The 17,328-nt window shown below is 64.1% G+C and carries 17 protein-coding genes; 11 read left to right on the top strand and 6 right to left on the bottom strand.

The features are described from left to right. The first annotated feature begins 224 nt into the window (after nt 1-224). From ACTNBK_RS13325 to ACTNBK_RS13335, 3 genes are read left to right on the top strand one after another with little or no spacing between them, the layout of a single operon-like run. Entirely contained in the window at nt 225-587 is a 363-nt protein-coding gene (locus ACTNBK_RS13325; protein ID WP_441146786.1) for a hypothetical protein, read from the top strand. 25 nt (nt 588-612) lie between these two features. Then, complete coding sequence (locus ACTNBK_RS13330) at nt 613-1,092, top strand: RNA polymerase sigma factor (RefSeq protein WP_441146788.1); 480 nt, start codon at nt 613-615, stop codon at nt 1,090-1,092. Further along, nucleotides 1,085-1,846: an anti-sigma-I factor RsgI family protein gene (locus tag ACTNBK_RS13335; protein WP_441146790.1), complete on the top strand. Its 762-nt coding sequence runs from the start codon at nt 1,085-1,087 to the stop codon at nt 1,844-1,846. Before ACTNBK_RS13330 ends, ACTNBK_RS13335 begins: the two co-directional genes overlap by 8 nt. 480 nt (nt 1,847-2,326) lie before the next feature. On the opposite strand, the gene ACTNBK_RS13340 is transcribed toward ACTNBK_RS13335, so the two are convergent. The 3 genes from ACTNBK_RS13340 to ACTNBK_RS13350 are packed head-to-tail and all read right to left on the bottom strand — an operon-like array spanning nt 2,327 to nt 5,304. Further along, complete coding sequence (locus ACTNBK_RS13340; protein WP_441146792.1) at nt 2,327-3,724, bottom strand: MATE family efflux transporter; 1,398 nt, start codon at nt 3,722-3,724, stop codon at nt 2,327-2,329. Between the two features lie 40 nt (nt 3,725-3,764). Further along, nucleotides 3,765-4,352 (bottom strand): HD domain-containing protein, encoded by a 588-nt coding sequence (locus tag ACTNBK_RS13345; RefSeq protein WP_441146794.1) that lies wholly within the window; start codon nt 4,350-4,352, stop codon nt 3,765-3,767. Nucleotides 4,353-4,371: 19 nt separating this feature from the next. After that, nucleotides 4,372-5,304, bottom strand: a complete 933-nt coding sequence (locus ACTNBK_RS13350) for an AEC family transporter (RefSeq protein WP_441146796.1) — start codon at nt 5,302-5,304, stop codon at nt 4,372-4,374. Between the two features lie 153 nt (nt 5,305-5,457). Here ACTNBK_RS13350 and ACTNBK_RS13355 point away from each other — a divergent pair, with 153 nt between their 5' ends. The 5 genes from ACTNBK_RS13355 to ACTNBK_RS13375 all read left to right on the top strand — a co-directional run bounded on the left by ACTNBK_RS13355 (nt 5,458) and on the right by ACTNBK_RS13375 (nt 10,359). Further along, nucleotides 5,458-7,209 carry an ABC transporter ATP-binding protein gene (locus ACTNBK_RS13355; RefSeq protein ID WP_441146798.1) on the top strand — a complete coding sequence of 584 codons (1,752 nt, stop codon included), beginning with the start codon at nt 5,458-5,460 and terminating at the stop codon, nt 7,207-7,209. A 623-nt stretch (nt 7,210-7,832) separates the two neighbouring features. After that, entirely contained in the window at nt 7,833-8,321 is a 489-nt protein-coding gene (ybaK, locus tag ACTNBK_RS13360) for a Cys-tRNA(Pro) deacylase (RefSeq protein WP_441146800.1), read from the top strand. Further along, on the top strand, nt 8,314-9,111 hold the full coding sequence (locus ACTNBK_RS13365) for an RNA-binding protein (RefSeq protein WP_441146802.1): 798 nt from the start codon (nt 8,314-8,316) through the stop codon (nt 9,109-9,111). Before ybaK ends, ACTNBK_RS13365 begins: the two co-directional genes overlap by 8 nt. A 14-nt stretch (nt 9,112-9,125) precedes the next feature. Beyond that, the gene (locus ACTNBK_RS13370) at nt 9,126-9,329 is read left to right on the top strand and encodes a DUF896 domain-containing protein (protein WP_204740708.1); all 204 of its coding nucleotides are present in this window, start codon (nt 9,126-9,128) and stop codon (nt 9,327-9,329) included. Between the two features lie 181 nt (nt 9,330-9,510). Further along, nucleotides 9,511-10,359 carry an MBL fold metallo-hydrolase gene (locus tag ACTNBK_RS13375; RefSeq protein ID WP_441146804.1) on the top strand — a complete coding sequence of 283 codons (849 nt, stop codon included), beginning with the start codon at nt 9,511-9,513 and terminating at the stop codon, nt 10,357-10,359. A 433-nt stretch (nt 10,360-10,792) separates the two neighbouring features. Here ACTNBK_RS13375 and ACTNBK_RS13380 read toward each other — a convergent pair whose 3' ends face one another. The 3 genes from ACTNBK_RS13380 to ACTNBK_RS13390 are packed head-to-tail and all read right to left on the bottom strand — an operon-like array spanning nt 10,793 to nt 15,068. Beyond that, nucleotides 10,793-12,862 carry an ABC transporter ATP-binding protein gene (locus ACTNBK_RS13380; protein WP_441146806.1) on the bottom strand — a complete coding sequence of 690 codons (2,070 nt, stop codon included), beginning with the start codon at nt 12,860-12,862 and terminating at the stop codon, nt 10,793-10,795. Further along, nucleotides 12,862-14,598, bottom strand: a complete 1,737-nt coding sequence (locus tag ACTNBK_RS13385) for an ABC transporter ATP-binding protein (RefSeq protein ID WP_441146808.1) — start codon at nt 14,596-14,598, stop codon at nt 12,862-12,864. Before ACTNBK_RS13385 ends, ACTNBK_RS13380 begins: the two co-directional genes overlap by 1 nt. After that, on the bottom strand, nt 14,592-15,068 hold the full coding sequence (locus ACTNBK_RS13390; protein ID WP_441146810.1) for a MarR family winged helix-turn-helix transcriptional regulator: 477 nt from the start codon (nt 15,066-15,068) through the stop codon (nt 14,592-14,594). Before ACTNBK_RS13390 ends, ACTNBK_RS13385 begins: the two co-directional genes overlap by 7 nt. A gap of 184 nt (nt 15,069-15,252) precedes the next feature. On the opposite strand from ACTNBK_RS13390, the gene lexA reads away from it, so the two are divergent. Genes lexA through ACTNBK_RS13405 form a run of 3 tightly spaced genes read left to right on the top strand, consistent with a single transcriptional unit; the run spans nt 15,253 to nt 16,579 of the window. Next, nucleotides 15,253-15,876 carry a transcriptional repressor LexA gene (gene lexA / locus ACTNBK_RS13395; protein ID WP_441146812.1) on the top strand — a complete coding sequence of 208 codons (624 nt, stop codon included), beginning with the start codon at nt 15,253-15,255 and terminating at the stop codon, nt 15,874-15,876. Then, on the top strand, nt 15,876-16,343 hold the full coding sequence (locus tag ACTNBK_RS13400) for a methylated-DNA--[protein]-cysteine S-methyltransferase (RefSeq protein WP_441146814.1): 468 nt from the start codon (nt 15,876-15,878) through the stop codon (nt 16,341-16,343). The genes lexA and ACTNBK_RS13400 overlap by 1 nt, the downstream gene beginning before the upstream one ends. Beyond that, a complete protein-coding gene (locus ACTNBK_RS13405; RefSeq protein ID WP_441146816.1) occupies nt 16,343-16,579 on the top strand; it encodes a permease of phosphate ABC transporter in 237 nt (78 codons plus the stop codon). Before ACTNBK_RS13400 ends, ACTNBK_RS13405 begins: the two co-directional genes overlap by 1 nt. Nucleotides 16,580-17,328: the final 749 nt, after the last annotated feature.

The raw sequence follows: 17,328 nt of genomic DNA on the forward strand, positions 1-17,328 counted from the left end.
ATCGGTCCGTTGGTTGGAGCGGGAAAGGGCTGCCCTCCCGCGTGAGAGAAACGATACCACAACTTTCTTAAGAAAAAAGGTGGAGAATTCTTACGTTCTTCTTGTGTCTCCTGGTCCCTTCCAGGGTTGGAAAAAAATTTTTTAAAATCTGAATGGATGGAACCGCCCACGGCGTATTAGAGACAGAAGGGCAAAACGCCCAACCGGAAAAGGAGGTCTTTTGTATGAAAAAGGCATTGGCAGGACTGTTGATTTTTGGTATGGTAAGTGCAGCGATGGTGGTGCCCGCCGCGGCGGCGGGCTGGCACGGCGGCGGCAACGGCGGCTGTCACCGGACCTGGGCGGCCGCTGAGACCGGCGTGTGCCCCTGGACCGGCGAGGACTGCCCCTGGGATGGTCAGTGCGGCGGCTGGTGTGCCTCCGGCCTGACCTGCGCCGACCCGGAGAACTGTCCCTGGGACGGCCAGTGCGGCGGCTGGTGCACCTCCGGTCTCACCCAGTGGGACCCGGAGGACTGCCCCTGGAGCGGCCAGTGCCCCAACGGCGGCGTCTGTGACGGCACCGGCTGGGCCCGGCACCACGGCTGATTCATGAGGACGATGGGGTGAGGATATGCGAAGTGAGGAGGAGGTGGTCCGGGCCATGGATACCTACGCCGACCTGGTGCGGCGGCTGTGCCTGGTCCGGCTGAAGAGTCGGGAGGACACCGAGGACATCTTCCAGACCGTCTTCCTCAAGTATCTCCAGCATACCAAGCCCTTTGAAAATGCCGAGCACGAGAAGGCCTGGTTCATCCAGGTCACCCTGAACGCCTGCCGGGACCTGCTGCGGTTCTGGGCCAGGCACGCCACTGTGCCCCTGGAGGAGCTCACCGCCCAGGCCGCCCCGGAGCCCCGGGACCGGTCGGTGCTGGAGGCGGTGCTCTCCCTGCCCCAGAAATACCGGGACGCGGTGTACCTCCACCACTACGAGGGCTACTCCGCCCCCGAGATCGGGGACCTGCTGGGCAGGAACACCAATACCGTCTATACCCTCCTCACCAGGGCCCGGGCCCTGCTGCGGGAGAAGCTGGGAGGTGAGGAGGATGGATGAGCGCATCCGGCAGGCCTTTGACGCCGTCCGGGCCGACGAGGACCTGAAGCAAAAGACCCTGGACGCCCTGGAGCGGCGGACCCGTCCCGCCCCCCGGCGGCGGCCCATGGCGGCGGCCTTTGCCGCCCTGGCCCTGGTGGTGCTCACCGCCGCCGGCGGCCTGGCCTATGCCACCCCCGCCGCCGCCGTCAGCGTGGACGCCGACGCCTCGGTGGAGCTGGCCGTCAACGCCTTTGGCCGGGTGGTGGGCGTGCGGTGCTACGATGAGGCCGCCCAAGCCCTGGTGGACGCCACCCCCGTCCTCCACCACGACTGGACCCAGGCCGCCGCCGCCCTCTCCGACGCCCTCTCCGAGACCGACGGGGCCACCGTCACCGTCTCCGCCGACAGCGGCCACTGTGAGCGGCTCCTCTCCGACGGCGGGGCGGCCGGCCTCACCTGCTACGCCCTGGACCCGGAGACCGCCCAGGCCGCCCGGGACGCCGGGCTCTCCCTGGGCAAGTACCGGGCCTACCTGGCCCTCTCCGCCCTGGACCCCACCGTCACCCAGGATGAGGCCGGGGAGATGACCATGGGGGAGATCCAGCAGTGCATCGACGCCTGTGAGGGCCACGGCTATGGCCAGGGCCAGCAGGGGAGCGGGCAGGGCTACGGCCAGGGCAGCGGCCAGAGCCAGACCGCCGGAGAGACCACCTCCGCCGGTCAGGGTGCCGGTGGCCACCACGGACAGGGCCATGGGTACGGTCACGAGTAGGGCTCAACCAGTGCCCCGGCACTACGCTATTTGTTTGGCGCGCCGAGTCGTCGCGCCCCACAAATAAAAGGAAGAGGGAATAGGGGATAGAGACGGAGCCCCACTCCACAATAGAGGTCATACAGGCAGCGCCACCACGCCGCAGTCCCCACCCACGCAGGCGGCGAAAAAATGTTGGATAGGACCACAGCTTGTCCCTGTTCCGCCGGCGTAGTCTACCGTAGACGGGGCTGGACCTCTATGGGGGCGTAAAGCCGGGCCGCCGGATTCCTATTTGGGACCACTCAACCCATTCCGGAGCCCCTTTTTCTTTGGATTCCAAAAACCGTTCTTTTTCCAGCAGGGAAGCGAAACGGGTTTTGAGCCGTCTCTCCCGTCCTTACACATCACAAAATGGTTCATGGTTCGGTGCGCCCCAGGATAAAAAGACAAAAACCGCCCCACGTACTGCCAAACGGCAGAGCGCGGGGCGGTTTTGCGTCATTTTGCGAACTGGGTCTGCTGCTTCAGCTCCGCCTCCCGGGCACGGAGGAGCTTGGGGAACCGCCAGAAGAAGAGGCTGCCGGTGACGATGGCGGCCAGGATGTCGGCGGAGGGCTCGGCCAGGAAGACGGCCAGCACCTTGTTCTCCAGGAATTGGGGCAGGATAAAGATGAGGGGAATGAGCAGAATGATCTTCCGCAGCAGGGCCAGGAAGAGGGAGATCTTGGCCTGACCCAGGGCCACAAAGGTCTGCTGGCAGGAGTTCTGGATGCCCAGCATGAACATGCCGGCGGCGTAGACCCGCAGGGTCCACAGGGCGATCTCCACCAGCTCCGGCTTGTCGTTGAACATGGCCACGAACATGCCGGGGAAGATCTCGATGGCCAGACAGGAGAGAGTGCTGAAGGTGAGGGCGCAGATGAAGAGGAGGCGGAAGGCCTTCTTCACCCGGTCCAGGTTGCCGGCGCCGTAGTTATAGCCCACGATGGGCTGGGCCCCCTGGGAGAGACCCTGGAAGAGGAGGTAGAACACCTGCATGATGGAGGAGCAGATGGTCATGGCTCCCACCGCCGGGTCGCCGCCGTAGGCCTTCAGGGAGGAGTTGAAGGCGATGTTCACTAGACTCTCGGTGGACTGCATGATGAAGGGGGAGATGCCCAGGGCCAGCACCGGCGAGAGCACCTTCCAGTTGAGCCGGGCAAACCGCCGCTGGAGCCGCAGCTTGGTGCGCTTGCCCAGCAGGAAGCACACCACCCACACCGCTGACACTCCCTGAGCGGTGATAGTGGCGAGGGCGGCGCCCTTCACCCCCATGCCGAAGCCGAAGATGAACACCGGGTCCAGCACGATGTTGATGACGGCGCCGATGAGCACTGTGGCCATGCCCACGGTGGAGAAGCCCTGGGCGGTGATGAAGAAGTTGAGGCCCAGGGAGAGCTCCACAAAGATGGTGCCCCAGAGGTAGATGGTGAGGTAGTCCAGGGCGTAGCCGATGGTGTTGTCGGTGGCGCCGAAGAGGTAGAGCATGGGCTCCTTGATGCCCTGGAACACCAGGGTGAAGATCACCGACAGGATGACCAACAGAGTGGCGCAGCTGCCCAGGACGGCATTGGCCCCCTCCTGGTCCCCGGAGCCCATGCGCACCACCGCCCGGGAGCCGCCGCCCATGCCCACCAGGGCCGAGAGGGCGGAGACGAACATCAGCACCGGGAAGCAGATGCCCAGTCCGGTGAGGGCCAGGTCGCCCACCACCTCGATGTGGCCGATGTACATCCGGTCCACGATATTATAGAGGGCGTTGACCAGCTGGGCCGTCACCGTGGGCACCGCCAGCCGGAACAGCAGCTTCCCTACCGGGTCCCGGCCCAGATCATTTTCCCGTTTTTCCTTGCGCACCGCGCAGCAGCTCCTTTCCGTGTCTCCCGGCCCCGCCGGGTCAGTTGGGTTCCTCGTTCTCCAAAAAGTAGGTGGCCTCCATATCGGCCACGCTCAGGGCGAAGGCCAGGGGGTACTGCTGAAACGCCTGGCCCACCAGCCGCTTGTCCTCCTCCCCGGAAAAGCCCATGTGCCACCGGATGGCCATGGCCTCCTCCCGCTTGAGCTTCATGAAGCCGGAGATGATGTACACCGACTTCTCTCCGTGGCCGTAGGGCAGCTTATCCTCATAATAAAAGGTGGGCACCGCCTGCCACTTGCCGTCCGGCCCCTTCACGTTCCGGGTCCCCTGGCGGTAACAGCCGATCTTGCACAGGTCGTGGAGCAGCGCCGCCACCGCCACGCTCTCGGCGGGTACCTCCACCCCGTAGAGCTCCTGCACCCGCTCCCGGGCCAGGTACTCCGTGAGACAGTGATAGACGTTGACGCTGTGGTCGCACAGCCCCCCCTCGTAGGCCCCGTGGTACTTGGCCGAGGCGGGGGAGGTGAAGAAGTCCGACTTGTGCTCCAGGTAGTCCAGCAGGGCGTCGGCCCCCTCCCGGTGGATGTTGGCGGTGTAGATCTCAATGAATTCTTCCTTGGCGGACATAAAATACCTCCTGAAAGCCTTAAACCAGGCCTGAAATCGTCTGGGCAGCCACGGCAAAGAGGGGCAGGGTGATGACCGAGAGCAGGGTGGTGAGGGTGACCAGCTGGGCGGCGGTGGCGGTGTCCCGGCCGAAGCGCTGGGCAAACATGCCGGTGGCTCCCGCGGTGGGCACGGCACACAAAATGACGCAGGCGCAGTAGGACATGGCGGGCAGGTGGAGGGGGATGAGCAGCACCAGAGGGATGAGGGGGGCGATGAGCAGCCGCACCGCCGCTGCGCCGTAGAGCTTCCGGCTGGTGAAGCTCACCTTCAGGTCGGCCCCCGCCATCTGGGCGCCGATGACCACCATGGCCAGAGGGGTATTGAGGTCGGCCATAAAGCTCACGGCGTTGTCCACCATGGCGGGGAGCCGCAGGCCGGAGAAGAAAAGAAAGCCGCCGATGACGGTGCCCACGGTGGCGGGATTGATGAGGATGGCCCGGGGGCCCACCTTGCCGCCCATGGTCTTGGCGCCCTGGGTCCACAGCAGGAAGTTGAAGGCCACGGCGGAGACCACCCCGAAGATCATGGCCTCCTGGCCCAGAATGGCGTAGACCAGGGGGAGGCCCATAAAGCCGTTGTTGCCATAGGTCATGCCGAAGCGGAGGGGGGCCTTCCGGTCGGGCTCCTCGTCCCGGAAGCAAAGCTGGGCCACCGCCATCCCCAGCAGGGTGGAGGCGGCGTACACCACAAAAAAGACCCCCAGGGTCTCCACCATGCCGGGCACACGGTCCACCTCAAAGGCGTTGATCATCAGGCAGGGAGTGACCACATAGAGGACCAGGGTAGACATCTGGGAGACGCCGTCGGTGTGGAGCTTGCCCAGCTGGGCCATGACGAAGCCCACGCCCATAAGCAAAAACAGGGTGACCACCTGACTGGCCACCACGAAAAAGTTTCCAATAAACTCCATTTCTCCGATCCTCCGCCCTCATTTTCATACGGAGTTTATTATATATGACCCGGCTCTCCCTGTAAAGGGCGGCGAGGTTGACAAAATCCCGAAAACGGGCATATACTGATTCTTACCTTTAAAGGAAAAGATACGCGAGAGAGGACGGCATATATGACCCCTGAACAGATGCGGCGCAGCGGCTACCTGCGCATTTTCACCTCCTACTACAAGCCACACCTGGCCATCTTCCTGCTGGACATGGCCTGCGCCCTGGGCATCTGCCTGGTGGACCTGATGTTCCCCACGGTGACCCGCCAGGTGCTGGAGACCACCCTCCCCCAGGGTCTCTACCGCACCTTCTTCCTGGTGATGGCCGCCCTGGTGGCGGCCTACCTCCTCAAGGCCCTCTTCACCTATATCGTCACCTACTGGGGACACCTGCTGGGCGTGCGCATCGAGGCCGACATCCGCTCCGACCTCTTCTCCCACATGCAGGACCTGTCCTTCTCCTTCTACGACAAGAACCGCACCGGCCAGCTCATGAGTCGGGTCACCGGCGACCTCTTCGAGATCACGGAGCTTGCCCACCACGGCCCCGAGGACCTCTTCATCTCCACCGTCACCCTGCTGGGGGCTTTTTGCATCATGCTCACCATCCGCTGGGAGCTGGCCCTCATCGTCTTTGCCGTGGTGCCCCTCTTCCTTATCTTTACCATCTTCCAGCGCCGGCGGATGAGCCAGGCCTCCCTGGAGGTGAAGAAGAAGCTGGCCGGCATCAACGGCGAGCTGGAGTCCTCCCTCTCCGGCATGCGCACCGCCAAGGCCTTCGCCAACGAAACCGCCGAGATCACCAAGTTTGAAAGCTCCAACAACCAGTTCCGCAGCGCCAAGCGGGGCTATTACCAGGCCATGGCCACCTACCACTCCGGCATGGAGCTGGCCATGGGCATCATGCCCGTGCTGGTCATTGCCGCCGGCGGCTTCTTCCTCATGAAGGGGAGCATGGACTACATCGACATCCTCACCTTCTCCCTCTACGTCACCACCTTCATCACCCCCATCCGCAAGCTCTCCGCCTTCGTGGAGCAGTTCATGCAGGGCATGGCCGGCTTCAAGCGCTTTGTGGAGCTCATGCGCCTGGAGCCCGACATCACCGACGCCCCCGACGCCCAGAGCGTGGACCACGTTACCGGCGACATCCAGGTGGACGACGTCACCTTCCGCTATGAGAGCGACGGCGAGGACGTCCTCTCCCACGTCTCCCTCCACGTCAAGCCCGGGGAGACGGTGGCGGTGGTGGGCCCCTCCGGCGGCGGCAAGTCCACCCTCTGCCAGCTCATCCCCCGGTTCTACGACGTCACCGATGGGGCCATCCGCATCGACGGCCGGGACGTCCGGGACCTGAAGCAGCACGACCTGCGTGAGCACATCGGCATCGTCCAGCAGGACGTCTTTCTCTTCGCCGGCACCATCTATGACAACATCGCCTACGGCCGCCCCGACGCCACCGCCGAGGAGGTGGCGGAGGCCGCCAAAAAGGCGGAGATCTACGACGATATCATGGAGATGCCCGACGGCTTCCAGACCTACGTGGGGGAGCGGGGCGTCATGCTCTCCGGCGGCCAGAAGCAGCGGGTGAGCATCGCCCGCATCTTCCTCAAGGACCCCGCCATCCTCATCTTGGACGAGGCCACCTCCGCCCTGGACTCCGTCACCGAGCACAAGATCCAGTCCGCCTTCGACGAGCTGGCCAAGGGCCGCACCACCCTCATCATCGCCCACCGGCTCTCCACCATCCGCTCCGCCGGGCGGATCATCGTCATTGACGACAACCACATTGCCGAGGAGGGTACCCATCAGGAGCTCATGGACAAGAACGGCGAGTATGCCGCCCTTTGGCGGGCACAGCAGTCCGTTTCGTGAGCCGGACCGGGCAGGCAGCCTTAATCCCACTCTGATGGAGGAACGGCCTCCGGCGGGCCCCTTTCTGAATGACCAGAAAGGGGCGAAAGAGTCAGTCAAGGAGGGGGATTTCGATTTCCCCCTCCTTGACAATTCACCCCTTGAAACGACCAAACACAGGGGGGCTGCGGCCCCCCTATTGGATGTACCCCCTGGGGCTCTTCTATTTTCCACATTATTTGCACCGTCGGCTTACTCCGTAACGCCGCCGGTGCCCGTCAAACGACGCTGCGTCGCAACAAAGGTAATACCAGTCAGCGCCACCACGTTCCGACACCCACTCACGCAGGCGGCGAAAAAATTGTGGATAGGACCACGGCTTTTCCCTGTTCCACCGGCGGAGTCACCTGTGGACGGTGCCGGTGCACAATGGGGGCGTAAAGCCGGGCCGCCGGATTCCTATTTGGAGCCACTCAACCCCCTTGGAACCCCCTTTTTCTTTGGATTCCAAAAACCGTTCTTTTTCCAGCAGGGAAAAAGAAACGGGTTTTGAACCGTCTCCCCCGTCTCCAGACGCCCCCAATTCTATACTCAATGTGATTTCCAATCAAAATATTACCCTTTAACAGCAAAGGAGCATTCCTATGTCAGAAGAAAAGACCAACGTCATGCGCGTTTTAGACCAGAAGAAGATCCCCTATACCCCCCACAGCTACCCCCACAACGAGGGGGAGGCGGTGGACGGCGCCACCGTGGCCGCCCTCATCGGCCGGGACCCGGGGGAGGTCTACAAAACCCTGGTGACCCGGGGGGCCTCCAAGGCCAACTACGTCTTTGTGGTGCCCGTCCTGGCCGAGCTGGACCTCAAAAAGGCGGCCAAGACCGTGAGGGAGAAGTCCATCGAAATGATCCACGTCAAGGAGCTCACCCCCCTCACCGGCTACGTCCGGGGCGGCTGCTCCCCCATCGGCATGAAGAAGCGGTTCAAGACGGTGGTGGACGCCACCGCCCAGGACCACGCCGCCATCCTGGTGAGCGCCGGCAAGATCGGCCGCCAGGTAGAGCTCTCCCCCGACGCCCTGGTTGGCCTCATCGGCGGCTCCTTTGCCGACGTGGTGAAGGCCGATGAATAAGACGGAGCTCCTCACCAGGCTCTCCGCCGACGCCGACGAACGGCTGGTGCTGGCCCGGGTGATGGACAAGCTGGAGTTCACCCAAAACCGCTCCGTCCCCGCCCACACCTTCTTCCTCACCCTGGCCCAGCAGGAGGCGGCGGAGCGGCTCATCGCCGCCTGCGGCCACCCGGCCCACCTCTTCTGGGGCGGCTGGGAGAAGGCCGAGCGGAAGCTGGTGGCCTTCCTGCCCGACTGGATGGAGCCGGAGGACTTCACCGCCAGCGAGGATGCCCCCATCACCGCCCTCACCCTCACCCCCTCCGGGGGCGAAAAATTGACCCACCGGGACTACCTGGGGGCCATTCTGGGCCTGGGCCTCACCCGGGAGAAGATCGGCGACCTGCTGGTGGGGGAGGGGGTCTGTCAGGTCCTCCTGCTGCGGGAGGTGGAGCACGTGCTCCTCACCCAATTAGACCAGGTGGGCCGGGCCAGGGTGAAGGTGACGGCCTGCCCCCTGGCCGAGCTCCAGCCCCTGGAGCAGAAGACCAAGACCATCCGGGACACGGTGGCCGCCCTGCGGCTGGACGCCGTGGCCGCCACCGGCTTCTCCCTCTCCCGGAGCAAGATGGCCTCCCTCATTTCGTCGGGGAAGCTCACCCTCAACGGCCGGGAGTGCGACAAGCCCGACCGGGTAGTGGAGGCCGGAGACGTGCTCAGCTGCCGGGGTCTGGGCAAGTGCGTGCTCACGGAGGTGTCCGGCACCTCCAAGAAGGGCCGCATCATGATCGTCATGGAACGCTATTTATAAAGGAGGACTGCCCCATGGAGCAGCACAAGATCGACCGCATCAACGAGCTGGCCCGGAAGGCCAAGGCCGACGGCCTCACCCTGGAGGAGGAGGCCGAGCGGGAGGGCCTGCGGGCCGAGTACCGGGCCGCCATCCGCGCCAGCCTCACCGCCCACCTGGACAACACCTACGTCATGGACGAGAAGGGCAACAAGACCAAGCTGAAGAAAAAGTCCTGATTCTTTTTCTTGTCCTTTTTCTTGAAAAAAAAGGACCAAAAAGAACTTTGATCTTTAATCCTTTGGGTGCTGAAGGGAATCGAACCCCTGTGCCCGGTGACGAAGCAATTGCCGGGCGGAAAGCGACCGGATGAGGGGGCGCCGGATCATGGTCCTCCCCCCGTGAAAGGAGTGCTTTGGGATGAAAGTCACTGCGCTGATTGAAAATACCACCCCCGACGCCTACCTGCGCTGTGAGCACGGCCTGTCCCTTTTCATCGAGCAGAACGGGTGGCGCTGCCTGCTGGACGCCGGGGCCTCCGCCGCCGGGCTGGAAAACGCCCCCGGTCTGGGGGTGGACCTGTCCAAAGCCGACGCCGCCGTCCTCTCCCACGGCCACTATGACCACTCCGGCGGCTTTCCCGCCTTCTTCGCCTGCAACGGCCATGCCCCCCTCTACCTGCGGCCCCAGGCGGTGGAGGAGAGCTGGCAGGTCCGCAAGGACGGGGAGCGGAAGTATCTGGGGGTGCCCACGGCCCTGCGGGAGCAGCGGGAGCGGCTCCGCTTCATCACAGACCCAACGGAGATCCACCCCGGGGTGTGGCTCCTGCCCCACACCACCCCCGGCCTGGAGAAGCGGGGGGAAAAGGTGGCCATGTACCGCCAGGGGCCCGACGGCCTCCATCCCGACGACTTCGCCCACGAGCAGACCATGGTGGTGGTCCACGGGGAGGAGCTGGCCGTGTTCAGCAGCTGTTCCCACGCCGGGGCAGACACGGTGGTAGAGGAGGTGAAGGCCGCCTTCCCCGGGAAATCGGTCCGGGCCTTCTTCGGCGGCTTCCACCTCATGGGCTCCGGCGGCGCCACCACCTTGGGCGTCCGGCCCGAAAAGGCCCAGGCCCTAGGGGAGCGGCTGCTGGCCCTGGACGTCCGGGAGATCTGGACCGGCCACTGCACCGGCCGTCCCGCCTTTGACCTCCTGGTCCCCATTCTGGGGGACCGCCTCCACTATCTGGCCACCGGCACCGTAGTCACCCTCTGGGAGGACTAAACACACAAAAGGATCCGCCCCTGCTATGCAGGGACGGCTCCTTTTTGCGTTTTGGAAATCGGGTTACCCTCTGTGCACCGGGCACCGGCGGCGTTACGAAGTAAGCCGACGGTGCAGACAGCATAGCAATAGAAGAGCTCCGGGGGGTACTTCCAATAGGGGGGCCGCAGCCCCCCTCTGCTTGGTCGTTTCAAGGGGTGGATTGTCAAGGAGGGGGAAATCGAAATCCCCCTCCTTGACTGACTCTTTCGCCCCTTTCTGGTCATTCAGAAAGGGGCCCGCCGGAGGCCGTAACCCCATAAGCAAGAGAGAATCGTGGGTGGTTTGGCGCGCCGGGGTCGTCGCGCCCCACACAAAGGGGATACCATGCTGCCGCGGCGGGCGGCTGATAGCCGCCCCTACCCCCTGGAAAGGGGAAGGTTTTTCATTCCTGTTACTCCAGCTCGGCGCCGCCGGTGTAGAGCTGATAATACCGGCCCTTCTGGGCGATGAGGTCGTCGTGGTCGCCCCGCTCGATGATGCGCCCGCCCTCCAGCACCATGATGGCGTTGGAGTTGCGCACCGTGCTCAGCCGGTGGGCGATGACGAAGACGGTCCGGCCCTCCATGAGGGCGTCCATGCCCTTCTGAATGATGCGCTCGGTGCGGGTGTCGATGGAGGAGGTGGCCTCGTCCAGGATCATCACCGGCGGGTCGGCCACGGCGGCCCGGGCGATGCCCAGCAGCTGCCGCTGGCCCTGGGACAGGTTGGCGCCATCCCCGGTGACCATGGTCTGGTAGCCCTGGGGCAGACGCCGGATGAAGGAGTCGGCCCCGGCGATCTTGGCGGCCTCGATGCAGTCGTCATCGCTGGCCTCCAGACGGCCGTAGCGGATGTTGTCCATGACGGTGCCGGTGAAGAGGTGGGTATCCTGGAGCACCGCGCCCAGAGAGCGGCGCAGGTCGTCCTTTTTGATGGCCTTCACGTCGATGCCGCCATAGGTGATGACGCCGTCCTGGATCTCATAGAACCGGTTGACCAGGTTGGTGATGGTGGTCTTGCCCGCGCCGGTGGAGCCCACGAAGGCGATCTTCTGGCCGGGGTTGGCGAACACCGTCACGTCGTGAAGGATCTGCTTGCCGGGGACGTAGGAGAAGTCCACGTGGCTCAGCCGCACTGCGCCGGTGAGCTGGGCCAGGACGTAGCCCTCCTCCCGCTGGACGTCGCCCCGGATGCGGTGGAGGCCAAACGCCGGGTCGCCCTCATTGGGGTATTTCCAGGCCCACATGGCGCCCTCAGTGCCCTCGGGGCACTCCACCAGCTGGTCGTTCTCGTCCTTCACCGCACGGGTGAGGACGAAGCGGTTGTTGTCGGGTACCTTCCAGGCCCAGTCGTGGACGTGGGCGCCGGCGGCGGCGGGTACCATGCGGCCCTGCTCGTCCCGGACCACAGGCACCAGGGTGACGAAGCCCTCGTCCACCTCGCTCTTCTCATCCATGCACTCAAAAATCCGCTCGGCGCCGGCCAGGGCGGAGAGGATGGTGGTGAGCTGCTGGGAGATCTGGTTCATGGGCTGGCCCACCTGGCGGCAGTAGTTGAGGTAGAGGGTGAAGGAGCCCAGGGGCAGGCCCATGACGATGGACAGGACGCCACCGAAGGCGGCGGTGAGGGCGTAGCCCACGTTCATGATGTTCATGGCGATGGGCATGATGGCGGTGGAGTAGAAGTTGGCCGCCGTGGCGGAGGAGCGGTAGCTCTCGTTGAGGGAGTTGAAGAGGTCCTTGGCCGCCTCCTCGTGGGTGAAGGCCTTGACCACCTTCAGCCCCTCGATGGTCTCCTGGATGTTGCCGTTGACGGCGCCCAGGTCGGCCTGCTGCTTCTGGTAGTAGCGCCGGGACCGGCCGCCGAACATCTTGAACACCAGGAAGGTGGCGCCCAGGGTGAACACCGACACCAGGAAGAGGAGGGGGCTCACCGTGAGCATGACCACCACGATGCCCACGAACATCAGGACGCTGGAGAAGAGGGAGACCACGCTCTGCTCCAGGGCCAGCTGGACGTTGTCGGCGTCGTTGGTGAAGCGGCTCATGAGCTCGCCGTGGGGGTGCTGGTCGAAGTAGGAGAGGGGCAGGGTCTGGAGGTGGTCAAAGAGCTCCTTGCGCATGCGGTTGGTGCCCCGCTGGGCCAGCTGGACCATGATGCCCGACTGGGCATAGGTGCACACCCAGCCCACGGCGTAGATGACCAGGAGCTTGGCCACGTCGGCGGCCAGGCCGGCGGGGGAGGTGTAGACGCCCCCGGCGATGTTGTTGATGATGACCAGGTTGATGAAGCTGGAGCCGGCGATGTTGGTAAAGACCGACCCCAGGAGGCAGACCAGAACGATCAGGAGGGGCCACTTCTTCTGGGCCAGGTAGCCCATGAGCCGGGCGATGGTCTTGCCCAGGTTCTTGGGCTTCTGGAAGCCGCCCCGGGCGCCCCGGCCGCCGGGGCCGGGCATGTTGTGCTGATTCTGCTGGGCCATTATTCCTGCACCCCTTCCTGCTGAGACTGGTAGATCTCCTGATAGATGCCGCACCGGGCCATGAGCTCGTCATGGGTGCCCATGTCGGCGATCTTGCCGTCGTCCAGCACCAGGATGCGGTCGGCGGACATGACGGAGGAGATCCGCTGGGCGATGATGATGACGGTGGTGCCCGCCAGGTTCTCCTTGAAGGACTGGCGGATCTTGGCGTCGGTGGCGGTGTCCACGGCGGAGGTGGAGTCGTCCAGGATGAGGACCGCCGGGTGGCGGAGCATGGCCCGGGCGATACACAGCCGCTGCTTCTGGCCGCCGGAGACGTTGGTGCCGCCCTGGGCCATCTGGGTGTCGAAGCCGTCGGGGAAGGCCATGACGAAGTCATAGGCCTGGGCGTTCTTGGCGGCCTGGATCATCTCCTCCTCGGTGGCGTCGGCCCGGCCCCACAGGAGGTTTTCCCGGATGGTGCCGGTAAAGAGGACGTTGTTCTGGAGCACCATGCCGATGCGCTTGCGGAGCTCCTCCAGGGGGTAGTCCCGCACGTCCACCCCGTCCAGCAGCACCGCGCCGCCGGACACGTCGTAGAACCGGGGGATCAGATTGACCAGGGAGGATTTGCCGGTGCCGGTGCCGCCCACCACGGCGATGAACTCGCCGGGCCGGATGGTGAGGTCGATGCCGCTGAGCACGTTCTCACCGGTGCCGCCGGCGTCGTACTTGAAGTCCACGTTCTGGAACTCCACCCGGCCCTTGGCCTCGGGGAGCTCAGCGGGGGTGAGGGGACCGTCCTCGATGGAGGGCTCCGTCTCCAGCACCTCGTTGATACGGCGGGCGCAGGCGATGGACCGGGAGAGCTGGAGGAAGCTCATACCCAGCATCATGACGCTCATGAGGATCTGGAAAATGTAGGTGATGAAGGAGGAGAGGTCGCCGATGAGCATCTCGCCGCCGATGACCTGGCCGCCGCCCAGGTACAGGACCGCGGCGGTGGCGCCGTTCATGGCCATCATCATGATGGGGATCATGGCGATGACCCGCATATCCACGTTGATGGTGGCCTTGGTGAGGGCGTCGTTGGAGTGTTTGAACTTGGTCTTTTCATAGCCCTCCCGGACGAAGGCCTTCACCACCCGGATGGCCACCAGGTTCTCCTGGATGGTGCCGTTGAGGGCGTCGATGCGCTTCTGGAGGATCTGGAAGAGCCGGTTGCACATGCTCATCAGGATGCCGATGGCGATGACCAGCAGGGGGATGGTCACCAGCATGACCACCGCCAGCTCGGCGTTGATGCTGATGGCCACCGCCAGGGCCGCCACCAGCATCACCGGCGCCCGGACCAGCATCCGCAGGGCCATGGTCACCATCATCTGGATGGCGTTGACGTCGTTGGTGATGCGGGTGATGAGGGAGGCCGAGGAGAACCGGTCGATGTCGGCGAAGGAGAAGTCCTGGACCTTGTTGTAGATGCCCCGGCGCAGGTTGGCGCCGAAGCCCTGACCCACGATGGCGGCGAACTTGGCGCCCAGCATACCGCAGGTCATACTGCACAGGGCCAGCACCAGCATGATGCCGCCCATCTTCAGAATATAGTTGAGGTCGTCCTGGACGATGCCCACATCCACGATGTTGGCCATGAACCGGGGCAGGGCCAGCTCACAGGCCACCTCCAGGATCATCAGCAGGGGAGTGATGAGCGCAAGGCGCTTATACCCCCCCATATAGGGAAAGAGTTTTTTCAGCATGAACAGTCCATCCTTTCCGTAGGCAGAGATTCTCTCAGGTTGTGCAGCATCCGCAGCTGGAAGGCCCGGACCTGCTCCATCTCCTCCGGGGTGAAGCCGTCCAGCATCTGCCGGTCCACCTCCTGGAAGATCGAAAAGCAGGTCTCCAGCGCCTCTCGTCCCTTGTCGGTGAGCCGCACCATCTTTCGCCGCTGGTCGGCCTCACCGGGCAGCTTCTCCACATAGCCGCCCCGTTCCAGCGACTTGAGGGACACCGCCACCGACGCCGGCGACACCCGCAGCGCGTCGGAGAGCACCTTCTGGGAGGAGACCTGCCCCTCCCGGTCCTTCAGCAAAAACAGCAGCAGCGGATTGCCCAGGTCTCCCAGGCCCCGCCCCGCCAGCTCCGCCAGCATGAGCTGCTTCCGGGCCCGGGCCACCGCCTGGAAGGTGATGCCCGGCAAATCGCTGTCCGCTCTACTCTGGCACACATCCCCACCTCCAAATTAGTTAGCCGGTTTATCTTTAGCATGCTTACATAGAATAGACCCTAACTGTTGTATTGTCAATGAATTTTCTGTGAACGCTGCCTGCCAAATATCTTAGAACGCTTGTTTGACTTTTTGTGCATGCTATGATAACATAACCTTACCTACAAAAAAGGAGGGACCGCCCATGAAGGGTCTGACGGAGAAACAGCGGCAGATCTACCAGTTCATCGTCTCCTTTCAGCAGGACCACGGCTATCCCCCCTCTGTGCGTGAGATCGGCGAGTATGTGGGCCTGAAATCCCCCTCCACCGTCCACTTTCACCTCAAGGGCCTGGAGGAGGCCGGCATCATTACCAAGGCCGAGGGCAAGACCCGGGCCATCACTGTGGCGGGGGGCTTTCCCGCCCCGGAGCGCCGCCGCACCCCCGAGCCCCCCAAAAACCAGGTCCCCGTGGTGGGCGACGTGGCCGCCGGCGCCCCCATCCTGGCCCAGGAGAACATCGAGGACTACCTCACCTTCGACACCGGCCGCCTCTCCGGGGAGCACTTCGCCCTCCGGGTCCGGGGCGAGTCCATGCTCTACGCCGGCATCCTGCCCGGGGACTACGTGGTGGTCCACCAGCAGGAGTCCTTCCGCAACGGCGATATCGTGGTGGCCCTTTTCGAGGATGAGGCCACCGTCAAAACCCTCCGCAGAAGAGACGGCCACGTCTGGCTCATGCCGGAAAACCCGGAGTATGAGCCCATCGACGGCGACGGCGCCCAGCTCCTGGGCAAGGTGGTGGCCGTCATCCGTCGGTATGACTGATGGCCTGGCTCCGCTTCGAGACCCCCTTCGGGCCCATGGCCCTGGCGGGGGAGGCCGCCCTCACCCGGCTCTGGCTCCCCGGCACCCTGCCGGACCGTGGGGGAAGGGGGGAGGAGACCCCTCTGCTCCGGGCCGCCCGAGAAGAGCTGCAGGAATATTTTTCCGGGGCACGGCGGGCCTTTGACCTGCCTCTGGACCCGGCGGGGACGGACTTTCAGCGCTCGGTGTGGGCTGCCTTGCGGGCCATCCCCTACGGGGAGACCCGCACCTACGGCGAGATTGCCGCCGCTGTGGGAGGGCCCAAGGCCGTCCGGGCGGTGGGTCAGGCCAACCATGTGAACCCTCTGCCCATTTTCATCCCCTGCCACCGGGTGGTGGGAAAGAACGGTGCCCTCACCGGCTACGCCGGGGGGCTGGACCTCAAGGGCGCCCTGCTGGCGCTGGAATCGGGAAAGGAGTGTCTCTGATGGTGAAAAAGTGGATCGCCGCCGGCCGCCTCATGGTCCGGGAGCTGGACCTGGAGGACGTGGCCGCATTGAAGCTGTGCCTGCTGTCCCTGGGGACCCTGCTGGGCCTGGCCATCCCACGGAAGAAAAAGCCCGCCTTTGCCCTCTTCTCCACCCTGGTCTTTATCGGCACCTACTTCCCCCTCATGGTAAAGTTTTTGGGCGCCCTCTTCCGCACCGACCGGGCGGAACACTGAACATGAAAAAAGACCTTCCCCACGGAAGGTCTTTTTTTGTTTTCAGGCGGCTGATAGTCACTTCCCTTGGGGGGCTGACTGTCCGGTGGATCGTCAGAAGAAATGACTTCTTCCTTAAGGGGGAGCCTTGCGGCGTGGCTTAACATCTCGTTTCTTTATCTTTCTGCTACGCAGAAGGACGGGAGAGACGGCTCAAAACCCGTTTCGCTTCCCTGCTGGAAAAAGAACGGTTTTTGGAATCCAAAGAAAAAGGGGCTCCCGTGTGGGTTGAGTGGCTCCAAATAGGAATCCGGCGGCCCGTCTTTACGCCCCCATAGAGCACCGGCACCGTCCACAGGTGACTCCGCCGGTGGAACAGGGAAAAGCCGTGGTCCTATCCACAATTTTTTCGCCGCCTGCGCGGGTGGGTGTCGGGACGTGGTGGCGCTGCCTGGGATTGCCGTTGCTGCGGCGTGGGTGGTGCATAGCCTTCCCCTGAGGGGAAGGTGGCGGCGTCAGCCGCCGGATGAGGGGATACGCCGGACATCAACCAGCCTTTCCTCCCATCAGTCGCCTGCGGCGACAGCACGGGCCGAGGAAGATATTATGATTTGCCCTGACTGTCCACCGGACAGTCAGACCCCCCAGGGGAAGGCTTATGGACGGATCATCGACGCCCCACAAAAACAGTTCCAAAACCGCCCCACAGAAAACGGGGGGGGGGGGGGGGGGGGGGGCGGGGGGCGGGGGGGGGGGGGGGGGGGGGGGGG

Origin of the sequence: Intestinimonas sp. HCP28S3_D6 (assembly GCF_052065695.1) — a bacterium.
Taxonomy (GTDB): Bacteria; Bacillota; Clostridia; order Oscillospirales; family Oscillospiraceae; genus Intestinimonas.